This is a genomic window from Mycobacterium sp., from assembly GCF_035506235.1.
Lineage (GTDB): Bacteria > Actinomycetota > Actinomycetes > Mycobacteriales > Mycobacteriaceae > Mycobacterium.
In genome coordinates, this window is record NZ_DATJPU010000075.1 from 1 (window position 1) to 19428 (window position 19428).

18 protein-coding genes and 2 pseudogenes are annotated in these 19428 nt (G+C 65.2%); 8 read left to right on the forward strand and 12 right to left on the reverse strand.

Annotation, left to right across the window (positions count from 1 at the left end):
• A partial coding sequence (locus tag VMD50_RS06690) for an ATP-binding protein (protein WP_325426075.1) occupies positions 1 to 1203 on the reverse strand: 1203 nt, incomplete at its 3' end.
• Between the two features lie 257 nt (positions 1204 to 1460).
• Here VMD50_RS06690 and VMD50_RS06695 point away from each other — a divergent pair.
• Complete coding sequence (locus tag VMD50_RS06695) at positions 1461 to 2291, forward strand: sulfurtransferase (protein WP_325426077.1); 831 nt, start codon at positions 1461 to 1463, stop codon at positions 2289 to 2291.
• A 441-nt stretch (positions 2292 to 2732) separates the two neighbouring features.
• Here the strand turns inward: VMD50_RS06695 and VMD50_RS06700 are convergent, their stop codons facing one another.
• The gene (locus VMD50_RS06700) at positions 2733 to 4301 is read right to left on the reverse strand and encodes a phytoene desaturase family protein (protein WP_325426079.1); all 1569 of its coding nucleotides are present in this window, start codon (positions 4299 to 4301) and stop codon (positions 2733 to 2735) included.
• Between the two features lie 211 nt (positions 4302 to 4512).
• A complete protein-coding gene (locus VMD50_RS06705; protein WP_325426081.1) occupies positions 4513 to 5061 on the reverse strand; it encodes an ester cyclase in 549 nt (182 codons plus the stop codon).
• Positions 5062 to 5292: 231 nt separating this feature from the next.
• On the opposite strand from VMD50_RS06705, the gene VMD50_RS06710 reads away from it, so the two are divergent.
• Entirely contained in the window at positions 5293 to 5838 is a 546-nt protein-coding gene (locus VMD50_RS06710; protein WP_325426106.1) for a hypothetical protein, read from the forward strand.
• A 480-nt stretch (positions 5839 to 6318) separates the two neighbouring features.
• Here VMD50_RS06710 and fadD12 read toward each other — a convergent pair whose 3' ends face one another.
• The 5 genes from fadD12 to VMD50_RS06735 form a co-directional block, all read right to left on the reverse strand.
• A complete protein-coding gene (gene fadD12 / locus VMD50_RS06715) occupies positions 6319 to 7956 on the reverse strand; it encodes an acyl-CoA ligase FadD12 (RefSeq protein ID WP_325426083.1) in 1638 nt (545 codons plus the stop codon).
• Positions 7957 to 7965: 9 nt separating this feature from the next.
• Positions 7966 to 9402: a WS/DGAT/MGAT family O-acyltransferase gene (locus VMD50_RS06720; RefSeq protein ID WP_325426085.1), complete on the reverse strand. Its 1437-nt coding sequence runs from the start codon at positions 9400 to 9402 to the stop codon at positions 7966 to 7968.
• Between the two features lie 115 nt (positions 9403 to 9517).
• Positions 9518 to 10384 carry an alpha/beta fold hydrolase gene (locus VMD50_RS06725; RefSeq protein ID WP_325426087.1) on the reverse strand — a complete coding sequence of 289 codons (867 nt, stop codon included), beginning with the start codon at positions 10382 to 10384 and terminating at the stop codon, positions 9518 to 9520.
• A gap of 238 nt (positions 10385 to 10622) precedes the next feature.
• Positions 10623 to 10757 (reverse strand): hypothetical protein, encoded by a 135-nt coding sequence (locus VMD50_RS06730; protein ID WP_325426089.1) that lies wholly within the window; start codon positions 10755 to 10757, stop codon positions 10623 to 10625.
• 185 nt (positions 10758 to 10942) lie between these two features.
• Positions 10943 to 11764 carry a lysophospholipid acyltransferase family protein gene (locus VMD50_RS06735; protein WP_325426091.1) on the reverse strand — a complete coding sequence of 274 codons (822 nt, stop codon included), beginning with the start codon at positions 11762 to 11764 and terminating at the stop codon, positions 10943 to 10945.
• Positions 11765 to 12211: 447 nt separating this feature from the next.
• Between VMD50_RS06735 and VMD50_RS29805 the strand changes: the two are divergent.
• From VMD50_RS29805 to VMD50_RS06755, 5 genes and pseudogenes are all read left to right on the forward strand, one after another.
• Positions 12212 to 13021: pseudogene (locus tag VMD50_RS29805) on the forward strand (wax ester/triacylglycerol synthase domain-containing protein); the annotation flags it as partial.
• A 319-nt stretch (positions 13022 to 13340) separates the two neighbouring features.
• Positions 13341 to 13598, forward strand: coding sequence for a WS/DGAT domain-containing protein (locus tag VMD50_RS29810; protein WP_414686015.1), 258 nt, complete (start codon positions 13341 to 13343; stop codon positions 13596 to 13598).
• A 138-nt stretch (positions 13599 to 13736) separates the two neighbouring features.
• Positions 13737 to 13859 (forward strand): hypothetical protein, encoded by a 123-nt coding sequence (locus tag VMD50_RS06745; protein WP_325426108.1) that lies wholly within the window; start codon positions 13737 to 13739, stop codon positions 13857 to 13859.
• Positions 13852 to 14661, forward strand: coding sequence for an MlaE family ABC transporter permease (locus tag VMD50_RS06750; protein ID WP_325426095.1), 810 nt, complete (start codon positions 13852 to 13854; stop codon positions 14659 to 14661). Before VMD50_RS06745 ends, VMD50_RS06750 begins: the two co-directional genes overlap by 8 nt.
• 13 nt (positions 14662 to 14674) lie before the next feature.
• A complete protein-coding gene (locus tag VMD50_RS06755; RefSeq protein ID WP_325426098.1) occupies positions 14675 to 15520 on the forward strand; it encodes an MlaE family ABC transporter permease in 846 nt (281 codons plus the stop codon).
• Here VMD50_RS06755 and VMD50_RS29815 read toward each other — a convergent pair.
• The 4 genes and pseudogenes from VMD50_RS29815 to VMD50_RS06775 form a co-directional block, all read right to left on the reverse strand.
• Complete coding sequence (locus VMD50_RS29815; protein ID WP_414686016.1) at positions 15504 to 15695, reverse strand: hypothetical protein; 192 nt, start codon at positions 15693 to 15695, stop codon at positions 15504 to 15506. The genes VMD50_RS06755 and VMD50_RS29815 overlap by 17 nt on opposite strands.
• 224 nt (positions 15696 to 15919) lie before the next feature.
• Positions 15920 to 17527: an AMP-binding protein gene (locus VMD50_RS06765; protein WP_325426100.1), complete on the reverse strand. Its 1608-nt coding sequence runs from the start codon at positions 17525 to 17527 to the stop codon at positions 15920 to 15922.
• Complete coding sequence (locus VMD50_RS06770) at positions 17524 to 18402, reverse strand: SDR family NAD(P)-dependent oxidoreductase (protein ID WP_325426102.1); 879 nt, start codon at positions 18400 to 18402, stop codon at positions 17524 to 17526. The genes VMD50_RS06765 and VMD50_RS06770 overlap by 4 nt, the downstream gene beginning before the upstream one ends.
• A 154-nt stretch (positions 18403 to 18556) precedes the next feature.
• A pseudogene (locus VMD50_RS06775) lies at positions 18557 to 18765 on the reverse strand (transposase); the annotation flags it as partial.
• Positions 18766 to 18792: 27 nt separating this feature from the next.
• Here VMD50_RS06775 and cynS point away from each other — a divergent pair.
• On the forward strand, positions 18793 to 19311 hold the full coding sequence (gene cynS / locus VMD50_RS06780; RefSeq protein WP_325426104.1) for a cyanase: 519 nt from the start codon (positions 18793 to 18795) through the stop codon (positions 19309 to 19311).
• The last annotated feature ends 117 nt before the right edge of the window (positions 19312 to 19428 follow it).

The following is a 19428-nucleotide window of genomic DNA, read 5'->3' on the forward strand; positions in this document are numbered from 1 at the left end:
GGCGGCCAGCTCGATGGCCAGCGGCAGGCCGTCTACGCCGCGGCAGATGGCCGCGCAGGCCGACGCGTTCTCGTCGGTGAGTGCAAACGCCCGATTCACCAGGCGGCCACGATCGACGAAGAGGCTGATCGCCTCGTTGTCTGCCAGCCGCTCCTGGTCGGCGTCGGGTAGCGCCATCGGGGCGATGGTCCACACCGTCTCGCCCGGAATGCCCAGGGCCTCGCGACTCGTTGCCAAGATGCTGACGGTGGTTGTCGTTCGCAAAATCTGCTCAACGCACGTGGCCGCGCCGTCGATCACATGCTCGCAGTTGTCGAGCAGCACCAGTGTTTCTTGCCCTTGGAGGCGGTCGAGCAGCGTGGATGTGATCGGACGGTCGGCCTGTTCCTGAACGCCCATGGCAAGGGCGATCTGCTTGGGAACCTGTGCCGGGTCGGCGATGCGGGCGAGGTCGACGAACCACACACCGTCGCGGTAGTGGTCGAGGACCTTGGCCGCAACCTGCACCGCAAGGCGGGTCTTGCCGACGCCACCAGCACCGGTCAGGGTCACCAGCCGATTACCCGGCACCAGCGCCATGAGCTCGCAGATTTCCCGTTGACGACCGATGAAGCGGGTGAGCTGTGGGGGGAGATTGTTGGGGATCGCGTCGAGGGTGCGAAGTGGTGGAAACTGCCCTTCGAGGGTCTTGCCGGTCACCTGAAAGATATGTTCGGGGATATCGAGATCCTTAAGCCGATGTTCGCCCAAATCCGAGAGGGTCACGCCGTCCGGGAGCTGATCGCCAACGAGACGGCCGGTCACTCCCGAAACCAGCACCTGCCCACCGTGGCCGGCCGCCATCAACCGGGCCGCCCGGTTCACCGCCGGACCGAAATAGTCTCCACCGCGCTCCTGCACCTCCCCGGTGTGCAAACCCATCCGCACCCGCACCCGCGCGGGCTCGGGCCATGTTTCGAGGGTGAGCGCTAGCTGGGTGTCGAGCGCTGCCCGCAGTGCATCACCGGCCCGCGCGAAAGCAGCCGCGAACCCATCCCCGCCCGTTGCAAAGATGTATCCGCCGTGCTCGGCGATCTTTGACCGCACGATCGAGTCGTGCCGCGCCAACGCCAAGCGCATCGCATCGGGCGCTGCTTGCCACAACCCCGTCGACCCCTCGACGTCGGTGAACAGGAACGTAACCGTCCCCGAGGGCACACCCATCGCTAGATTGTCCCACCCCGCCCCAGCCCCGAAGATCCCTGAACCACCCAGCCAGATAAGCCATCGGGGCACGACATGATGCTCGAACCAGGATGGGCCACGGTCGCTGAGCGCATTCACACCGAGCCCAGTGGCCCCGGGCGCTAGAGCTTCCAAGGCCGATCAACACGCCGTGTGACCCGTAAGCAGCCCTTGACGGGGTGGTTGATGGTGGTGACCGTGGGAACGGATGGTTGCGGCACCGGAAGTGGTTGGTTATGGATCCCCTGGTTTCAGTGCAGTGGCTCGCCGAGCACGTCAAAGACCCGCAGCTACGGGTTTTTGACGCGACGGTGCAGGTCCGTCGGCTGCTAATAGTGCCGACGGTACGCACTGGTGAACGGGAATGGCGGCGGGAACACATTCCGGGCAGCGCGTTCGCCAACCTGTTTGACCTGTCTGACCCTGACAAACCGCGACGCTCGCTGACGATGCCCTCGGCACAATGGTTCTCCGAACGAATCGGTGCCCTGGGCGTGAGCAATGACAGCCGGGTCGTGATCTACGACAGGCGCGAGAACATGTGGGCTGCGCGGTTGTGGTGGATGCTGCGGGTCTTCGGGTTCGATGAGGCCGCCGTGCTCGACGGGGGCTGGACCGCCTGGAAGGACGCCGGCTATCCGGTCTGCGCACCGCCGTGTCACTATCCGCCGGCGACGTTCCAGGCCACGGAGCGCCCCGAGTTGGTCGTCGGCAAGCGGGAAGTCCTGGACGTGCTCGACGATCCCGACGTGTGCCTGATCGATGCGCTGGGCCGTCGTCAGCATCGCGGCGAGGTCAACGAGTACGGTCGCCGCGGACACATCCCGGGCTCGCGCAATGTGACCGCCTGGGAGATCCTCGACCGGCAGACCCAGTATTATCAGCCGCTGCCGGAGCTGCGGCGCAAGGTCGGCACGGCGTTGGAAGCGAAACGCATCATCACCTACTGCGGTGCCGGCGCGGCGGCGGCCAGCCTGGCGAATGTCTTGGTCCGCCTTGGCCATCCCCGGGTGGCCATGTACGACGGGGGTCTAATGGAGTGTGCGCCGATCGAAGCCTGCCCCTAGAAACCGGTCCATAGCAGGCCGTGCGGATAGTCACCCGAACTCGCCACCTGAATCCGAACAACAGCAGCAGCCGCGGTTCGAAAACAAATGGCGAACCGCGGTAGAGCGCCATAAGGCTCGCCACCTAATTCCGTAACGGACACTTACTGTCCGTTACGGAGTTAGTTGGCGGATTCCGGATCTCGTTGGCGCATGTTTGGCGAAGTTCGGAATTAGGTGGCGAGCCGCTGCACGGCTGGGGGTGCTGTGGCGGGCAGGATCGGCGCGTTACTGTCAGGTTCGACCACCGGCAGCTGGCTGAACGAGTGGGGTTCGAGGACGAATACGTGACGTCGGCGAGTGATCAGGCTTGCGTGCCGTCGGCGGACACACCGTCGCGGTGAGCGTTCGGGGTTCGGAAGCCGTAACAGCGGCGATGGACGCCATCGGCGCGGGCGGCGTTCAGGCGGCGCGTCTACCTTGTGATTTCATAGCGGCTTGGGCCGCGAGCATCCCTGTCAGCATGGCTCCGGTGAAGCCTCCGGCCCCGCCGTAACTTGATGCCAGCCAGAGTCCCGGGACGGTTGTCGCGACGCCCCTTTCTGAGCCGAGAGTTGGCAGTCCCTTGGGCGGATCCTGGGCGAAGCCGTAGGTCGCCCCGTCGGGCGTATTCAGGTAGTGGCGCATCGTTACTGCGGTGGCCATTTCTCGCTGCTGGACCGCTTGGGCGAAGCCGGGGAATGATCGGTCGATCCCGGCCACGATTGCGTCGATCCATGCGTCCCGCTTGGCCCGGTACGCTTCGCCGTCCAGGCGATCCCAGTTGCTAAGCCGATCGACGCCGGCAACAGAGACCAGGTGTGGCCCGCCGGGATTGAGCCCACTGTCGATGGCGCTGTAGTCGACGAGGGTTATAGCGGGCATGCGGGTCCCGGGCGGATCGGCGAGGAGCCCGGCGCAGCGCGCATGGTCTGAAAGCGAATTGACCCACTCCGGTATCAGCACCGTGGAGTATTGGGTGAAGCCCAGCTCGCGCGGTGGCCGGCTCAGCCCGAGCGCGATCGAGAACAGTGAGGTCGACGGGCGCCGCCCGGCATAGCGGGCCGCAAACGCCGGCCGCACCTGTGGCGGGAGCGCCTCGGCGAGGACGCTGGGGGCGGCGTTGGCGAAGAGAACCCGAGCGCGGTCCACGACGCGGTCACCGCCGTCGGCCGCGGTATGGGCGACTCCCGCGGCGCGGCCTTGGTCATCAAGGATGATCTCGGTCACCGTGCGACCCGCGTGCGCCGCGCCGCCTTCCGCCTCGACCACACCGACGAGCCTTCGGCTCAGCGTGCCCGAGCCGCCCCGGATGTAGGTGCCGCCGCTGGCGAGATAGCCGCCCTGGGCGAGCGCGTAGAACAGCCACCACAACCGGTCGGGATCGTCGCCGTAGTAGCCGAGGTTCGCCGCGAGCGCGAGTTTGGGCCCCTCGTCGTTGCCGAACAGCTGGTCGAACGCCTCCGAAAGGCTGAGCCCTTTGTCATGCAGCAGCGGCCAGAGCTTCAGGGGCAGCACCGGCGCGTGCACGAACCACCAGAGGCTGTCGTGTTGCTCGCCGACCACCGACATCGCCTGTCGGACGGCTTGCAGCCGGGCGAAGTATCGGCGGAAGGCGGATCGTTGGTGCGGGAAGCGGTCAGCCAGTGCCGCCTCGGCGGCGTCGAAGCCGTGCGGTAGCACGAACGGCGGATCGAACAACCGGCCGCGCACCTCGTAGAACGCGCCGACCGGCACGAATTCGAGGTCATCGAGGATACCGAGCGCCCCTAAGATGCGGGTCTTGGCGTCGAGCGGATCTAATGGGTCGGCGGTCTCATGTAATGAGGCTTCGACGGTCAGCGGTCCGTGCCGGTAAGTCGTTGCCGCCCCACCGAACTCAGCATTGCGCTCCAAGACCAGCACCCGATGCCCTGCCCTCGCGTAGAGCGCTGCCGCAGTCAGCCCGCCGAGACCCGAACCGATCGTGATGGCATCGTAAGCATCGGTCATGGCGAGCACCCTTCCACGGCAATTACTTTCGCGATCCCGAGCTCCTGGTCAAGGTCCGGTGGTGATATCCGATGTCGCAAGTCGCGACGCGTGTCGTCCACATGGCACGCATCGCGAATTGCCCAATCTTGTTGTGGCGTACAGTTTCCCGGCCTTACAAGTCCAGCGTTTCTTTTGGTTCGGCACCGCGGGCCAATGTCGGCCCGCGCGGTCAGCGTCGGAGGTTGCTCAGCTGAGTCCGGAGGCGTTGCACGGCGACGAACATCTTCTCCTCCCGGCTGCCGGAGGCGGGCAGGATTCCGAGCTGCCGCATCAGTAACGAGACGTCGTAATACGCCACATAATGAGCGATCTTGTGTTCCCGGAACGTATATACGTCGACCCCGTCGACGTATATACGGCGTCCGGTCGGGGCGAAGCCCGGCGGGTCAAAACGGTGGAGATATGTGCCGGTCATCTTCCACGGCACCATCGCCACCGGGGCGTCGTCGGCGAAGCACCGAGGGCCGATGACATCGAAGTGCAGGTCAGGCATCGCGCGCCAAGAGTTCTCCATAAACTGGCGGACCCCCTCGACGCCGCGGGCCGGCTCGACAACGATCGGGTCAATCCAGACCACGTCCTCGGCAACGAGGTCGGCCAGATCCATCGTGTCGTGCTGGTTCCAGACTGCGAACAGGCGCTCAGCGAACTGCTCGAAGAACCCACGATCTATCTGCATCGGGACCTCATGCGTACGGGCTTCGTTGATCTCCGACATGTCGAGGACTCCTTTCCCGCCTGCGGGGCTAAATTCCGGCCGCCATACTCAGCGTCCTCATCCGAGCACCCCGCGAACCCAGGTGGTAGAGGCCGAACACCCCGAGCATGAGGGACCAAGGTCTCTACCGGCGTTTGGCTTCCTGGATAACCTGACCGGCTCAATCCCCTGGCGGGCAGGAGCGAAGCGACCGGGAAACTAAAACCAATCGGTGGTTTGTAGGGTGCGGTGGTGCTCAACGCGCAACTCAATCGCTGGGAGCAGATCAACAGATTCGCGATCATCGACCGCGAGCTCTCCATCGAGGCCAGCGACCTGACACCGAGCCTGAAGCTGCGCCGCAAGGTGGTCGTCGAGAACTTCGCAGACCGCCTCTCGGCGCTGTACAAACGGATAACGGTCCGCAGGCCAGCCGGCGGTGGCTTGCCGTGCGGGGGCGGGAGGATGCGTGACAGGCCGGGGCAGCTGTGTCGGGCGCTTTGGGATAGTCTCGTCCGCGTGCGTGCGCCTGACGGACGCGATTACTACCGACGAAAACGAGCCGCCGGCAAGAGCCACCGAGAAGCATTACGCTGCCTCAAACGACGCCTATCCGATGCCGTCTACCGACAGCTCGTGCGCGATGCAGACACCTTGAAAGGGGCGGGCCCGGCGGGACACACGGGGGCGACTCCAACATCCTGCGCGGCTGGCTCACACCCCGTCACCAGCACTTCGGACAAGTCACTCACCGGGCCAGCCAAGGCCCACCCTACAACCGGCGACCGCACCGCTTGACACAGAGAGGCGCCGTCTAGTACCGCCCCAGGTTTGCTCTAGTTTTGTGGTTCGAACAGATCTGGAACGCCCGCGCCGAGCGCGGCGTGCTGCGCGGTTAGCCGGGCGGATCTTCACCAAGCAGGCGGAGATCGAACGGGTAGTCGCGCATGGTGCCGGTCAGCGGGACGCCAACGCATTATTCGAGCCACGCCGACCAACCAGGTGCTGTGACGAAGCGCCTTCAACCTGTCGCTAGTGGTGCATCTCGACGAGGCGCTGAATACGGTGCAACTCAACGCCTCGGCGCTCACCGACGACCGGACACTCGCTGATCCAACATCAAGCGACGGTTGCAAAAATCCAGGCAGCCGCCGAAACCGTCTGCGCAGCAGCGCTTCTTCTGCGGAGTTGACCGATGCGGGAACCGCCATCCGGCTGGCGTGTCGGGGACAAACAGGACAGGAAGTGGCCGAAGGCCGGACTACTCGTAGCCGCGTGCTAACTCCCATTGCCCGTCAGGGCGGCAACGCGTGCCCGCAGATCGCGACGGATGATCTTACCGGTGCTGCTACGGGGTAACTCGTCGAGAATCATGATGTCGCGCGGCACCTTATAGTTGGCCAAGTTCTCCCGCACATGCTGCTTCAGCGTGTCCAGCGTCGCCGATGCGCCCGGCTGGAGTACCACGAACGCGGCCAGCCGTTGGCCGTAGCGCTCGTCGTCTACGCCGATGACCGCCGCCTCGGCTACCTCGGGATGTGCCGCGAGCGTCGTCTCCACCTCGATCGGATAGACGTTCTCGCCGCCGGACACGATCATCTCGTCGTCGCGGCCGACCACGAACAGCCGGCCGGTGTTGTCGAGGTAGCCGACGTCGCCGGACGACATGAACCCGTCGTGGAACTTCGAGGCCTTGCCAGAGGTGTAGCCGTCGAACTGTGTGGAGCTGCGCACATAGATACCGCCGATCTCACCCGGGGAGAGCTCGTGGAATTCGCCGTCGAGGATCCGGATCTCAGCGTTCTCGGCTGGCGTGCCGGCAGTGTCTGGGGCGGCACGCAGGTCTGCCGGTGTGGCGGTTGCGATCATGCCTGCCTCGGTCGCGTTGTAGTTGTTGTAGATCACGGGACCGAACTCATCCATGAACCTGGAGACCACGTCGGGACGCATCCGTGACCCCGACGCGGCGGCGAACCGCAGCGAGCGGCAGCTGTATTTCTTCCGCACGTCGTCGGGTAGGTCCATGATCCGGTCGAACATCACTGGCACCACGGAAAGTCCCGTGGCGTGGTAGCGGTCGACGAGCTGCAGCGTCGCCTCTGGATCGAACTTGCGGCGGGTCACGATCGTGCACGCCAGCATCGCCGACAGAATCAGCTGGGAAAAGCCCCACGCGTGGAACATCGGTGCCACCACCACCGTAGTCTCCTCGGCGCGCCACGGGGTCCGGTCGAGCACCGCCTTCAGCTCCTTGGGGCCACCGCCGGAGCGCTTGGCGCCCTTGGGCGTACCCGTAGTGCCTGCGGTCAGCAGGATCAGCTTGCCCCTGCGGCGGGCGCGTCTCGGCCGCCGACCGGTGTGTGCGGTGATCAGCTTCTCGACGGTCATCTCATGGTCAGGCGGGTCATCCGTCCATGCGACGACCCTCCTGACACCGCGACGCTCGGCGAGGGCGCGGTCGACCGCAGGCTCGAATTCCTCGTCATAGACGACCACATCGATACCTTCACGTTTCACCACTTCGGTGAGCGCCGGCCCCGCGAAGGAGGTGTTCAACAGCACGACATCAGCGCCGATGCGGTGGACCGCAACTAGCGCCTCGACGAAACCGCGGTGGTTGCGGCACATGATGCCGACCTTTTCCGGAGTTCCTCCAGGTAGCGTCTGCAACGCGGCGGCCAAGGCGTCGGACCGCTCGTCTAGCTGGCGCCAGGTCAGCGTGCCGAGCTCGTCGATCAAACCCAGACGCTGCGGGCATCGCCGTGCCGCGATCGCGAAACCCAAGGTTTCGGTCGCACCCTCGCGCCGCGCCGCCGCGGCGATACGCACGTACTTGTCCGGCCGCAGCGTGGCGATGAACCTCGCCCGGCGCATCGTGGCGATCAGCTCGCGGGTCTTGCGTCCGCGGTCCAGCATCGAAGATTCCTAACCGAGGGGGGTGGCTTGCGACATCGCGTTGGCAACTTCCATCAGCGTCGCGGGAAAGCCCGCTGCCGAGCGGATGTCCGCGAACGCGTGGATCATTGCGTCGGTTGCCTCGTGGGTGTCTTGGAGTGTCTGGTCGTCGGAGAGTACCGAGATGTTGAGTTGGTCGACGTAGCTCCACACCGTGATGTTCAGCCCGACGCCCGCGGCCACCGGACCCACCGAGTAGATCTCGGTCACCACCGCACCGGCGATGCGGCCTCGCTGCCGCGGGCCTGCCACGCTGGACACGATCACGTTGATCAGCTGATTAGGCGCCCGCCGCCTCGACAGCCACCAGAACGTGGCCTGCTCGGCGACAGGCGGCACATACTCCAGCCAGTGCCCTATGGTGCTCGGGCCCAACAGCTTCTGGGTTTCCTTGGCGATCCGGGTAGCCTCACCGGTCAGCCGGACCCGTTCCAACGGATCACCAACGTGCACGGGCAGCGACACCAGCATGGAGCTCAGCGCGTTGCCGCTGATCCGATCCGGCGAGGTGTCGGTGGCGGCCGGCACCTCGGCGATGAGCGGTTGGTCGGCGCAGCCGTCGTAGCGCAGCAGCAATTCGCGCACGCCACCCGCGGCCGTCGCCAACGCCATGTCGTTGACGGTGACGCCGAGATGCTTGCTGGTCTCCTTGACCTCAGCCAGCGACAGGGTCGCGCTGGCGAAGGTCCGCCCTGGTGACAGCCGGTGATTGATGAAGGTCGGGGGCGGGCCGGCGTGGCGTGCCGACTCTGGGTCCCCACGGCGCTCCACCGCCCGCCGCCGCAGTCGGTAGATGCCGGTCGCACCCTCACGCACCACCCGCGGCAGTTTTGCGAAGTGGTCCAGATGGCTTCGCCCGGCCGCGCGGAGCAGCTCCGCCGTCGACGGCAGCGTGCGGGCAGCATTCAGCTCAGCCTCCTCCTGGAGGGAGTCGGGCCACTCCATTCCCCGCGCCATCAGGTGGGCCGACGCGACACCGTCAGCCAGCGCGTGGTGGATCTTGCCGATCACCGCGACCCGGTGGTTGGCCAGGCCTTCGGCGAAGTACATCTCCCACAGCGGACGGCGGCGGTCCAAGGGCGTGCTGGCGATCTCGCCGATTACCTGATCGAGTTCACGCCGACCGCCAGGGGCGGGCACCTCTATTCGCCGGACGTGATAGTCCAGGTCGATCTCGGCCTCTTCCAGCCACATCGGAGGATGCAGGTGTAACGGGATGCTTATCAGCTGATAGCGCAGTGGTTCCAGGACATGCAGGCGGCGGCGCAGTATGTGGCGGAAGGCATCGAAACTGGGCTCGCCCTCGAAGTCTGTGGTGTCGACCACGGCCACCTTCAACGTGTGCTGGTGGACGTTGGGTGTTTCGCTGTACAACAACAAGGCATCCCAACCGCTGAGTCGCTTCACCGCGCACCCCATCTACTTGACCCGCACGACTACGGCTGCAACCAGTTAACCGCGGTTGTGTTGTCCAGTTGAGTGCTTTGTCTCAATTCCGGTCGCGAGACATCAAGCCCCGGGGTTACTGCCCGTGAGAACGCGCCGAGGTCCGCTCGAGGAAATGGTCAGCGTCGTAAGTCGGGATTCGGCGGTGCACCGCACTGATCGCCTCATGTAGCCCTGGCACGAACTTGTCAGGTGCCAGCGTACAACCGGCATGCCCAGCGTCGACCGTAACTGTGTGGGCTTCGGGTATCCGGCTGGCCAGCCAGTGCTGCCGTCGGGCCGGAATGGCGTGGTCGCGCAGCGTGACCAGTACCGACGTCGGCACGTCGATATCCCCGACCCAGCGTGTCGAGTCGAACCGGGTGATCTCGGCGACGGCGCGGGTTATCGCACCCGGGCTGGTGCTGCGGAACTGGTTGAGCAACCATTGGGGAACGCCGAATATACACTCGGCTACCGAAGATGCCTGTTGATTCGCGGCCCACCTCGGTGGCGGACTGAACGCGTCGACAAGCGCCGCGAATATCCCGGTGGCCAGTCGCTCGTAGCTCGCGCGAGTGACCGCCGTTGTGGCTGCGCACAGCACCAGCCCGTCGACGAGCTCCCGGTGGCGCTTCCAGATCAATTGGGCGACCAGTGATCCCATTGAGTAGCCGACCGGCACGAAGGTTTCAATTCCCAGCGCGTCGGCCAACGCGACAACGTCGTCGGCGCAGTCTTCGAGCAAGAATCGCGGCGAGGAGATGCCTTGGCCATGCCAGCGCTGGTCGAACACCACCACCCGACCGAACCGCCTTACGACGTCCAGCGCCGGATACCAGGTCATTAGCCCGGTGCAGGCCAGCGAGTGCAGCAGCACATACGAGGGCCCATCCTGGGGCCCGGAGTCGATCACATACGTGCTGCCCCGCCCGGGCAGGTCGACGATCTGACCGACGGGCATGTGCCCAACAGCCGCAAGCGCCGGGACTCGGGGGAGCCTCAGTAGGGGCAAGCCTCGTGGGCGCCGATGGCCGTCGATGCCACGATTACAGCACACCACCATCGCGGTGCATGCAGATATCGCGAAATGACCAGCGCTGTGCAGCATCTGGCACTCTGGCCGCGCCTGTGCAGCCGCCCACCGTCGGCGCCGAATAACGCTGGTTAGCAGATCCCGCCCGAACAGGGCCGGCTACGGCTCAGAGGCTTCCGTAGATGAAGTCGAGGACTTGATGAGCGACGGCGAAGGCGCCGAGGTGGCGCTCCGTGGGACGCAAGGCAAGCTCTGCGTCGCGCAGATGCTCGACCGCTGGTTTGGCGTCGGTGAGGGTCACGATGTGGTCCGGCGTCGCCGTGCTACCACCGCACCGGCGTCGCCACATGGGCCAGCCGAGCCCCGTCCTGCGGGCAGGTTTTTTCGCGATGCCGCTAACTGATCGACGGCGCGGCTTCTGCGCGATAAGTGCGGGCGGTGCGCAACTTTGGGACCGCGATCTCCTTCTTGTGACCGTATTGGTTCTCACCCGATGACGGGGAACCGCCGCTCCCGAGCCAGCTCGTCTAGGGCGGCCTGCATCCGGGTGCGTATGGCGCGGTCCACCTCATCGATGTCGGGATTCGGCCCGAACTCTTCTTCGAGACAGATCGGCTCGAGCACCCGGGTGACGATCTTGGCCGGCAGCGGCAAGTTTGGCACATAGCCGGAGGTGAGCCCGAATGGAATGCCGACGATTATCGGGGCGATCTTCAACCGCAGCAACTTGTCGAGACGAAGCAGCTGGGCCAGCCGCTCGCCGCGGCTGAGGAACAGATACTGCTCCTGACCACCGATGCTGACCACGGGGACGATCGGCACGCCAGCGTCCAGCGCGGTGCGGACGTACCCCTTGCGGCCACCGAAGTCGACCCTGTTGGCGTCCTTCGTCGGCCGGAACACGTCGTAGTCCCCGCCGGGGAACACGATCGTCGTCGCGCCCGCCCGCAGCGCGGCAATGGCGTTCTCCCGGCTGGCCGGGAGAAAACCAGCTCGGCCGAGGACGTACTTCCCACCGGCCATCAGCAGCCCGTCATGGGCGAGAACATAGAAGGGGCGCTCGGCGCCGAAGTGGTCGTAGAAGGCTACAGCAACCACCGGAACATCCATTGGGACCAGTCCGCCGGAGTGGTTGGACACCAGAAGCGCGCCGCCTTCGGGGATCCTCTCCAGCCCCTGGACGTCAGAGCGGAAGTAGAGCTTCACCGCCAGCCTGAGCAGCGGCATCAGCCTTCCGACGTAGGCGGCATCCCGGAGCGCCAGCCAGGCAGCGCTCTCCGACCCGTTGATTGTTTGTTCGTCGGCCATCTCCATCACCCTTACTCCGTCGTCGGCTCGGTCGGCGGTCCAGTCGGTCCTGTGCACAGAATCCGCTCAAGCTCGACAGTCGCATGAGCAGCATGGGCCCAGCCCGGGCTCGGGTCAGCCGGTCAGCCCACCCGGTCGGCTACGGGGCGACTCGCCCGACAACGTGCCGCATGGCTGATACTCGCATGCTGCGCTAATGCAGCTGAGCATGATCACCGACACGGTGGCACCCCGAAGATGCCGGGCGAGCCGAAGCGGGTGCAGCCGAGTCGAAATAGGGACTTGAACAGCCATAATAAGCCAGCGTGAAGGCATAAGGCACCTAGCATGATTGACATTTCGCCCGGGTCTAGCAAAGGGTCCTTCGGCCCTCATGCGTTTGCCGGACGGTCCATAAACTCGATTGGAAGCCCAACCCGCATCTACAGGGGAAGGGAACGTGACGGGATGGCCGACACGCGTCTGCTCGATCGGTTGACTTCCTCAGACCTGTTCCTGCTGATGTGGAACGACTATGGCTGGTCCAGCGACATCGGCGGGCTCGCCATCCTCGACGGTACGAGCCTGTCCGACCGCAACGGTCACGTTCAGGTGGACGCGGTTCGGCGGCACATCGAGCCGCGACTGCACCTGGTGCCCCGCTTCAGGCAACTGCTCTACCGCCCTCGCCGTGGACTGGGATGGCCGCTGTGGGTCGACACTCCCGCCTTTGACATCGCAGACCACATCCGAGTCCGGGCGCTCGCCGCTCCAGCCGACGAATCCCATCTGCTGCAGGCATGCCAGGAACTCGCCCGGCGACCATTCGATCCCGCGCGGCCACTGTGGGAACTGTGGCTACTGCCAGGCCTGCCAGATCAACACCTGGGGGCGTTCTTGAAAATTCATCACGTCGTCGCCGACGGCGCCGCCGCTCTGGCCGCTTTCGGGGCGCTGTTGGACATGACCGCCGAACCGCCCACCACGGTCGCACCGCCGTGGATGCCGACACCGATCCCGACCGCCAGCGAGCTGCTGCGCGACAACCTGCGCCGCCGCCGGCGCGAACTCGGGCGGGGGTTGTCGGGCCTCGTCCATCCAGCCATAACGTTGCGCCGGGCGCGACGGGCAATGTCGGCCTGGCGGGAGGTTCTCACCGAGCGACCTGCACCCCGAACAAGCCTGAACCATCCGGTGGGCACGGAGCGTCGGCTAGCCATCGTCCGCTGCCGTCTGGATCTCGCCAAGCAGATCGGCCACGCACACCACGCCACGGTCAACGACGTTGTGCTGGCCGCTGTGGCGGGCGGGCTCTGCGAGCTGCTGGCGAGCCGTGGGGAGAACGTCCCGCTGATGCAGCGAGCCATGGTGACCATCGCCCACCACGACGAAGATCGTCAGACCCTGGGCAACAAACCCAGCTGGATGATGGTGCCGCTGCCACTCGGCGAAGCCGACCCGGTGCGCCGGCTAGAGTTCGTCGCCGCCGAGACGTCCGCCGCCAAGAACAAAGGCCCGCCCCGAGGTGGGCAGTGGGATCTTCAGGTTCGTTGCCGGGCAGTGGATTTGGTACCGGCAGTTTCCGCGGCAACGGTCGGTGAACCTGGTCGTAAGCAATGTGCCCGGTCCGCCAGTGCCGCTGTATCTCGCCGGTGCCCGGCTGCTGGAGATGTTCGCGATGATGCCGCCGATGGGAAACTTGACGCTTGTTGTCGCCGCGCTGTCGTACGCCGGGCAGCTCAATCTGACTGCTGTCGGTGACCGGGAAGGTTGCCTGGACATCGAGGTGTTCGCCGACGGTGTGCGCCACGCCCTCGACGGCCTCGCACGATCGGCGGTTGCGCCCGCCTCATAAGCACGAAGCGAGATGCAGAAAGACCAATGAACACAACGTTTGGCGCATAACCGGTTCCTGGAACACGATGAGCCCGACCGCCTGCAGCCCCGCCCACGAGCCCGAAGCCAGGCGACTGCCTTCACGGAAGAAGCGGTGATGACCCTGAGATTCCCCAACCAAGTCGCGGGTCCCGGATCGGTTTGGCGCACCATATCGGTGGGAGTGACGGCATTGTCGGCCATCGTGATCCCGGAAGTACTGGGATTCGGCGATGAATAGACGGCGGGACCACTGGAGTGCGGGAGCGTCGGTGTTCAGCCGGGACGTCTCGCAGCCGCTCCGAGCCGTCGGGGGATTGTTGCTCATGTCGGTTGACGCGGTGAGGTTCCTCTTTCGCCGGCCCTTTCAAGCACGAGAGTTTCTGGAGCAGTCCTGGTTTGTCGCGCGCGTCGCGCTCTTGCCCACGCTGTTAGTGGCCATTCCGTTCACGGTTCTGGTCAGCTTCACCCTCAACATCCTGCTGCGCGAACTCGGCGCAGCCGACTTGAGCGGTGCAGGTGCGGCCTTCGGTGCGGTGACGCAGATCGGCCCGCTCGTGACCGTGTTGATCGTGGCGGGAGCCGGCGCAACATCGATGTGCGCAGATCTGGGTTCGCGCACTATTCGTGAGGAGATCGACGCACTGGAGGTCATGGGCGTCAACCCCGTTCAGCGGTTGGTTACGCCGCGCATGCTCGCGTCGGGGTTGGTCGCCCTGCTGTTGAACAGCCTTGTCTGCATAACCGGCATTCTGGGCGGCTACGTCTTCTCGGTGTTTATCCAGCAGGTCAATCCCGGTTCGTTCGCTGCCGGCATCACGGTGCTCACCGGAATTCCAGAGTTACTCATTTCGGGGGTCAAGGCGGCCCTGTTCGGCCTGATCGCCGGCCTGGTTGCGTGTTATCGGGGACTGACGATCACGGGACGCGGCGCACAGGCCGTGGGTAATGCCGTCAACCAGACGGTCGTCTTCGCCTTCATGTCGCTGTTCGTTGTCAACGTAGTCGTCACCGCAATCGGCATCCATATGACGGGGAAGTGACGGAACGACTGCCGTGACTCTGCGAGCTCTCAATCCTCGGTTAGTCCGTGAACTCGAACGGCCGATCACCACACTCGGCGGAATCGGTGACCAGACAACGTTTTACGGCAAGGCGCTCGCCGGCGTGCCGTACGCGGTGAGGTACTACACACGTGACATCGTTCGCCTCACCGCCGAGATCAGCATGGGCACGGGCACCTTGGCGATGATCGGTGGAACCCTGGTAATCGTTGGGTTCTTGACCCTGGCTACGGGCGGCACGCTGGCGGTCCAAGGCTACAGTTCCCTGGGCAAAATCGGCATCGAGGCCTTGACAGGATTCTTGGCGGCGTTCATCAACGTTCGCATCACCGCTCCGGTCGTCGCGGGGGTCGGCTTGGCGGCCACGTTCGGCGCCGGCGTGACGGCGCAGCTGGGCGCCATGCGAAGCAACCAAGAGATCGATGCGCTGGAAGCGATGGCCATTCGGCCGATTTCCTTCTTGGTCAGCACCAGGATCGCCGCCGGGATGATCGCCATCACGCCGTTGTACTCCATCGCCGTCATCCTTTCGTTTCTAGCGAGCCGCTTCACCACCGTTTTCCTTCTAGGCCAGTCATCAGGGCTATACGACCACTACTTTTCGACGTTCCTGAGCCCAACCGACTTGTTGTGGTCATTTCTTCAGGCCATCTTGATGGCTCTTGCAATCCTGTTCATACATACGTACTTCGGCTATACCGCCACGGGTGGACCGGCCGGTGTCGGCCTTGCGACAGGCCGCGCGGTGCGCGCATCGCTCATCGCGGTCGTGTCGATCACGCTGCTCGTCTCGCTGGCGATCTACGGCACAAGCGGCAACTTCAACCTGTCCGGATAAGAGGAATGACTTGAGCAGCTCGGAGTTTGATCATCCAGAGATGGCTAAGTTCGTTCCGGTCTTCACCGAGATCGCAACGAATGCGGTCGCGCCGGTCATCATGAGTGACTGCTGAAGCATATTCGGCTCGTCCATCGGCGGTTTCCATCTGAGCACCCTCATCGCCGTTTTTCATGTTGCCGAGCTCGACAAATATCGCCGGGTACCGGGTCGAGAAAGACCGCCACTCCCGCGATATTCGCGGCCGCCGATGCGCTTGGCTCTTCGATCATCGATACCCGCACGTAAAAGCTCGCAACGATGAGCGCGGCTGATGGCTCCACGTCTGCACGTGGACCCAGCCTGTGGCGAGGGCGGGACGTAACCGCACGGTGCATCGCGAAAGAGTCGACACGGCTCTCAGGGAGGTGTCGGGCGATGTGGTTGCGCACGGAGTTGATCGTGACCCAGTTCATTTCGCAGCACCTTGCCGGTGGGGTTGCGTGGGATCTCGGCGACGATGGTGATGTCTCGCGGTTGTTCGAAACGAGACACCTTGTCCTTCAGGTACTCCCGCAGTTCGGCTTCGTCGATGTCGGCGTCCGGGCGGGGGACGACGAAGGCAGCAAGCCGCTGGCCGAAGTCCTTATCTGGGACACCGATCACGGCATTGTCGGCCACCCCGGGATGGTCGGCGAGCGCGTTCTCAACCGCGCGGGGGTAGACGTTCTCTCCACCGGAGACGATCATGTCGTCTTCGCGGCCGACGAAGAACAGCCGCCCCGCCTCGTCGAAGTAGCCCATGTCCCCGGTGCCGGTCATCCTGGCGACCACCGTCTTACCACCGCCGCCGGTGTAGCTGTCGAACGTGAGGCCACCACCCACGAACACCCGCCCGGTGACGTGCGGCCCGACGGGACTGTCGTTCTCGTCGAAAATTTCGACCGGACAGCCGGCAACCAGCCTGCCGACCGTTTCCGGTGCCTCCCGTAGATCGGCGGGCGTCGCCAACGACCCGATGCCGACCTCCGAGGAGCCGTAGGCGTTGTAAAGGATCTCGCCGTAGGCGTCCATGAACCGCTGCGCCAGGCTCGGGTCCAGGCGTGCCCCGGTGGAGAGCACTACGCGCAGCGACGGAACCGGGTTTCGCGCCCGCACCTCATCTGGAAGGTCAAGAATCCGGGCGAGCATGACCGGAACCGCGGCGAGCGCGTGCGCGCGATGCGACGACGCCTGCGCAAGCGTTGCTTCGGCGTCGAACCGGCGTCTGGTCAGCAGCGTGCCGCCGAGTATGGCCGTGAGCACCACCATCCCGAACCCGAACGCGTGAAACATGGGCACCGGTACGACCATTCGGCTCCCCGCCCGCAGCCCGATGCGGTCGAGGAACACGACTCCAACACCCACTACCGGGGTGATACGGGGTGTGCGCGGCACACCCTTGGGTGTGCCCGTCGTACCGGACGTCAAAAGCACGATCCGCCCGGGCGGCCCACCCTTTGGCCGTGGCTGGCACTCGTCGATGTCAAACGCCGCGGGATCGACGACGGCGACGGCCTCGTCTGCCGCATGCACCCGGTCGGCGAATTCGTCATCACAGATCACGGTTTGGATCCGGTGCGCGCCCAACGCGGTCGCCAGCGCGTCGGTGCGGAAATCGGTGTTGAGCAGCACCACGTCGGCACCGACCGACGCCGCCGCGAACAGTGCCTGTATGAAGCCGCGCCCGTTGCGGCACAGAATGCCGACCGGGACCCCGGCTCCGACGCCGTGGCGGTAGATCAGCGCGGCCGCGAGAGATTCGGTGCGGGACCGCAGCTGGCCGTAGCTCAGCGCGCCGTCATCATCGATCACCGCCGTGCGGTCCGGCCAGCGAGCCGCCGCTATCGCCATAGCGGTAGCCGGGTTCGCACCACCTCGAACTGCCTCGCGCACGATGCGGAACGTCGTCAGCGGCCCAGCGGGTGCAAGCAATCCTGATCGCAGCACCACCCGGGCCGCGGCGGTCACGATGTTCGCGGTCGTCATCGCCGAATCCCCTGAGCGCTTGGGGAATCGGTGGTGAACCGATACAACACTCCCATCCCGGCCTGCAGCAGCCCGGGCAGCAGCATCGAGCTGATTTCGACCGGCCACACCCACAACGGCTGCACCGTGCGGGGCCGGTCGATGATCGCCTTCGCGACGATGTCGGCGGCCTGCTCCGCAGACAAGCCCGGCAGTCTGCGCAGGATCGGCGTGGGTGCGCTCATGGCGGTGTGCATCAACGTCATGTACACGGAGGTGACATGCACGCCGTCGGCGCGCAGTTCCGGTGCGACGCTACGCAACCACACATCGAACGCACTCTTGGACGCCAGGTAGGTGCCCCAGCGCGGGGCTGGCGGGGTGCGCACACCGATCGTCGAAATGCTCACGATGTGCCCGCTGCCCCGGCGCCGCATCGCGGGAAGCAGCCCGAGCAACAACCGGACCGGGCCCAGGTAATTGACGCCGATCGTGCGCTCGAAATCCTGCGGCCGGTCGTACTGCAGATGCAGCGACCGCCGGATGGACTTGCCGGCGTTGCTGACGACGACGTCCATCGGGCCGTGGTTTTCGGTGAGCCTCTTCGCCAGTGCGGTGATCGCGGACTCGTCGGTCAGATCGGCCGGATACGCCGCTGCGCGGCCGTCGCCCGCGTTGATCGACGCCGCGAGGGTTTTCAGCCTGTCCGCAGAGCGGGCGATCAGCAACACGGTCGCCCCGGCCGCCGCGAGCTTGCGGGCGGTGGCCTCGCCGAGTCCGTAGGAGGCACCGGTCACCAGCACGGTCTTGCCGGACACCACGGCGCGCAGCCGGTCCGGATCCGACACCCGCGGTGGATTGGCGATCTTGTCGACAGCCTTGGCTACCAGGTTCATTGCACTGCCTTACACGGACAAGTCGCAGCATAACCCCACGATAACGCACTATCGAACGTGAGACCGGCGTCGCAGGTGCCGACCAGGTTCGGGGAGGTCGCCACCGACATCGCGCCTCGCCTGAGCGCGCCCGCTTCGATCTCAACGTCAAGCGTCTCCGCAGCCTGGGGATCTCCAGATCCAAAGTGCCTGCCCGGATGTCGAATTGGCGATGCCGATAGCCCTTGGCTGATTAGTGCGCTCGGTGCTGCGCTGACCGTAATTCGCACCGCACACCGTGTCGGCTTCAGCTCCCATCAGCGGGTGGATGAACGTGGCCAGCAGCTCGTGCAGCACGTCGGGGTGGGTGGCTGGACAACGCTGCTCTGCTCCACGACGCGGGCTCCCGGAGTGATCGCGGACGCGTCGGGATTCCCAGCGAGGACGACGACTGGACGCCTGCAGGCGCAAGATGAAAGCCATGAAACGAGAAGACGTCACCGAAAAGTAGCCCTTGCCCGCCTTGAGAAGGGACTGACGCGGCAGCAGTTGGCCGACGCCATCGACAAACCCGTCGTCTGGACAACGGCCGCGCTGCTCGGACAACATCGCATCCCGCCGAGTCGGCCAAGGTGCTGGTCCAGATGCTCGGCCTCGACGCGGCGGTCGTGCCTCGCATCGGTCCCGATGCGCGGAGGCCTGCCGACCGCCGTGCCCACCGACCCGACCACCTATCGCTTCTACGAGGCGCTACAGGTCTACGGCCGCGCCATCAGAGAGGTCATCCACGAACAGTTCGGCGACGGGATCATGAGCGCCATCACTTTCAGTGTCGACGTCCAGAAGAAACCGCATCCCTCAGGCGATCGAGTCGCGGTGACGTTCGACGGCAAATTCCTGCCCTACCAGTGGACGGCCGCGCAAGGCTGAAGTTGCGGCTGCGGGTCCCGAGCGGGCACCGCACGAAAACCGACAGTGCCGACCAACGAACCGCCGCCCCGGGACCTCGGACCCTACCCGGCCACCAATGCCGGGTGCTAGGAGGGA